Annotated in this window: 3 protein-coding genes; 1 reads left to right on the top strand and 2 read right to left on the bottom strand. The window is 68.1% G+C overall.

Annotated features, from left to right (window positions below; translation table 11 throughout):
• Together V7Q31_RS17865 and V7Q31_RS17860 are read right to left on the bottom strand one after the other, a co-directional pair.
• Positions 1-1493: GMC family oxidoreductase (locus tag V7Q31_RS17865; protein WP_333835200.1), on the bottom strand; the 1493-nt coding region annotated here is incomplete at its 3' end.
• A gap of 156 nt (positions 1494-1649) precedes the next feature.
• Positions 1650-1850: a hypothetical protein gene (locus V7Q31_RS17860; protein WP_333835199.1), complete on the bottom strand. Its 201-nt coding sequence runs from the start codon at positions 1848-1850 to the stop codon at positions 1650-1652.
• A 124-nt stretch (positions 1851-1974) separates the two neighbouring features.
• Here V7Q31_RS17860 and V7Q31_RS17855 point away from each other — a divergent pair.
• The coding region (locus V7Q31_RS17855) for a BTAD domain-containing putative transcriptional regulator (RefSeq protein WP_333835198.1) at positions 1975-3816 on the top strand (1842 nt) is incomplete at its 3' end.

Genomic DNA, 3816 nt, shown 5'->3' with positions numbered 1-3816 from the left:
TTCTCCGCGATCATGATCGTCGCCGCATTCGTATTGCCGCTCACCATGGTCGGCATGATCGACGCGTCGCAGACACGCAGGCCCTCTATCCCGATCACCCGAAGGTCCGGATCGACCACGGCCATTGCGTCGGTCCCCATGCGACAGGTGCTCGTATAGTGCCAGCAGGTGCTGGAGACCTCGCGGGCCGAGGCGACGATTTCTTCGCGGGTCTGGAGTGCGCCCTGCAATCTGGCGCGCACGGCATCGAAGGCGCGGTGATTGGCGACTTCGCGGCAGAATTCGACGATCTCGACGCTGCGGTCCAGGTCGTCCGGGTCGCTGAAGTAATTTGGGTCGATGGAGGGACGGTCGAACGGGCTCGCCGTCGCCAGCTTGACGGCTCCCTCGCTGCGCGGGCGGCAGACATAGCCCCAGACCGACAGACCCGGCGGCATGCCGCGGAAACGCTCGGCGCTGGTGACGCCACAGAATAGTTGCGCGCTCGGGTAGGCGTCGGTCTCGCGCATTCGCACGAAGGCGCCGGCTTCGATCTGGATCGTCGCCAGCGGGCCGGTACGGTCGGCTTCGAACATCGCCATCGCGGTCCGGAAGTCCGGCAAGGCGGCGCCGAGGCCCATCGCCTCAGGGTCCTTCACGAGTATCTCGACCGACGGGCGGGCGATATGGTCGCGCAGGCTGCGCCCGACGCCGGGAAGGTCGTGGACCGGCGCTATGCCGTGAGCGGCGATCTCGGCCGCCGGGCCGACGCCGGACAGCAGCAGGATGTGCGGCGAGCCGATGGCGCCTGCGGCGAGGACCACCTCGGTTCCCGCCCGGGCCCGTCGCGCTTCGCGGCCGACGACATAATCGACGCCGGTCGCGCGCCCGTTCTCGATCACGAGGCCCGTCACATGGGCCCAGCTCCGGACCGTCAGGTTCGGCCTGTCGAGAGCGGGGGCGAGGAACCCGTTCGCCGTGCTGAAGCGCGCGCCGTCCAGAAGAGAGCCCTGATGATACCCGCAGCCCTCCTGTTCGGCGCCGTTGAAATCTGCGTTCCGGGGCGCGCCGAGGTCTTCCAGCGCCTCGAAATACAGCTCATGCAGCGGGTGCCGACCGTGGAACTCTCCGACATGCAGCGGTCCGTCGACGCCGTGCCACGCATCGTCATGCACGGCGTTGCGCTCGGACTTGCGAAAATACGGCAGGATGTCGTCATACCCCCAGCCGGTGCAGCCAAGCTGCGCCCAGCCGTCGTAGTCGCCCCGGTTGCCGCGGACATAGGCGCACCAGTTGATGGCGCCCGACCCGCCGATGCACTTGCCACGATTGAGCAGGATCCGCCGCCCGTTCAGATGCCGCTGCGGCTCCGAGCGGAAGGCCCAGTCGATCTTGCTGTCCCAGAACGTCTTGGCGGCGCCGGGCGCGGCGATCAGCGGATCGCGCGCCGCCCCGCCTGCCTCCAGTAGAAGGACACGGCATGTCTCGTCCTCCGACAGACGGGAAGCGAGCACGCACCCTGAAGTCCCGGCGCCGATGACTACAAAGTCAAAATCATCACCTTCGGTCATATCGCTATCCCAATTCAGGTATCGCACAGTAGCATGATCGCCGCCCTCTGCCATCAACGATGATGTCGGCGCAACGAACGTCGTCGCTGGAAGGTGGACCTATGAGAGTCCTCCGGCGGCTACCGAATTGGGCTGAAGCGGGGCGGGCGCCTTCGAGCCCGAGGCCCCCTTCGACCGTTGGGTGCGCCACAACCGGCCGAGCCAGCCCAGGGCCGCGTTCTGCGACGAACGGGCGGCGGCGACCTGTCGCTCGAGGTCCTTGAAGTGCGCGTTCAGTTCGATGTGCGAGATGGGGGTCATGGGAGCCTCCTGCGTCTTTGGTGGTCGGATGTCCGGAGGCTAGACTGGGCCGTGGCGGCGAGCCGTGAGGCCGGGCGTGAGGAAGGCGTGAAAAGCGTCATCGCACCATCGGGGCGACGTTGAGATGGCGCTGCGGCTGAACCTGCTGGGCCCGTTTCGCGTCGAGCTCGACGGGGCGCCGGTCAGGATCGGCGGGCGGAAAGGCGTGGCGTTGCTGGCCTATCTCGCGCGGCGCGGCGGCGCGGCGCCGCGCGAGAGCCTGATGGCGCTTCTCTGGCCCGACAGCGGCGACGGGCACGCCCGGGCAAGCCTGCGCCAGACGCTGGCGGCCGTGCGTCGCGACCTCGGCGCGGCGGCCACGACCGTTTTCTCGACCGAGGATCAGGCGGTCGCGCTTGCCGAGGGGGCTGTCGAGGCCGATACCTCGACCTTCGAGCGATTTGCCCGATCGGACGCCACCGAGGACCTGCAAGCGGCGCAAGCGCTCTGGCGTGGCGGCTTTCTCGAGGGGATCGGCGCGGTCACCCCCGAGTTCGACCGCTGGGTCGAAGCCGAGCGCGGCGTCCTCCGGGCCGGCTTTCAGGCGTTGCTTCTTCGGCTCTGCGACGCGCATGCCGCAGCCGGCAGGACCGAGGACATGATCTCGACCGCGCTTCGGTCATTGGCGCTCGATCCCCTGCAGGAACACGTCCATCGTCGCGTGATGGACGGCTACCGGCGGCAAAAGCGCTTCGACGCGGCGCTGCGGCAATTCGAGTCCCTGAGCTCGCTGTTGCGCGATGAATTGGGCGTCGGGCCGGAACCGGCCACGGTGGATCTGATCCGCGAAGTCCGAAGGATGCGTGGCGCAACCGGTGCGGCGCGGATCGAACCCGAGCCGGCGAGAGCGTGGGCCGCACCTCGAACCCCCTCCGGACGACCGTCCATTGCGGTCTTGCCTTTCGTGGGGCTCACGGATGGACCCGACGCCGCTCTTCTCGGCGAGGGGATCGCCGAGGAGGTGCTGGTCAATCTCTCGCGTGACCGCGGGCTCCTCGTGGTGTCGCGGCAATCCTCGTTCCACCCACAATTCGCGCAAGCGGCGTCGGAAGCGATCGGCGCGCAACTGGGTGTCCGGTTTCTTTTGTCGGGTTCGGTGCGGATCGCCGCTGACCGGATCCGCGTGGTGTCCCATCTCGCACGGTGCGAGGACGCGGCCTGCGTCTGGTCCGAGACCTATGATCGCGACATCGGCGACATATTCGCGGTTCAGTCCGAGGTTGCGCGCATGGTCATGGCGACCGCGACGGGACGGATCGTCGACGAGGTGGCGCTGGCCGAGGCGCCGCCCGGCGGCGGAAACCTCGACGCCTGGCGCCTCGTGCTCCTCGGTCTGCGCCAGCTCCACGCCCATACTCCCGAAAGCATGCGCGCCGCGATCGACGCCCTGTCGCGCGCCGTCGACCTCGCCCCGGACAACGGCCGGGCGCATGGCCTGCTCGCGCTCGCCCTGATCTACGAGCGCTGGAACTATGCAGCGCAGACCGATGTCCTCGACATCCTGCCGATCGCCGAGCGGGCGCTGGCGCTCGACAATCGGGACTCGCGCGCGCATTGCGCGATGGCTGTCGCCTGCCTTCTGTCGCGCGATCACGACAGGGCCGGAAACCAATTCGAGGCCGGTCTGGCGGCTAATCCCAACGACGATCTCCTTCAGATCGAATATGGCCGCTACCTGCTTTACGTTGATCGACCCGAGGACGGGCTTCGGCGCATCCGCGAGGCGATGCGCCTCAATCCGCTGCACCCGGACTGGTTCTGGAACATTCAGGGCCGCTGCCTGCATCTGCTGGGCCGGCATGCCGAGGCGCTGGCGGCCTTCAGGCGCATCACGTCGCCCGCGTTCTATCACTTCGCCTACATGGCCGCCTGCCACCGCGCGCTTGGAGAGACCGAGGCGGCCGAGGCGATGCGATCCCGGCTGTTC

The organism is Rubrimonas sp., from assembly GCF_036788415.1.
Taxonomy (GTDB): Bacteria; Pseudomonadota; Alphaproteobacteria; order Rhodobacterales; family Rhodobacteraceae; genus Rubrimonas.
The sequence above is the reverse complement of the archived record's forward strand: the minus strand, read 5'-3'. Positions and strand labels throughout refer to the sequence as shown.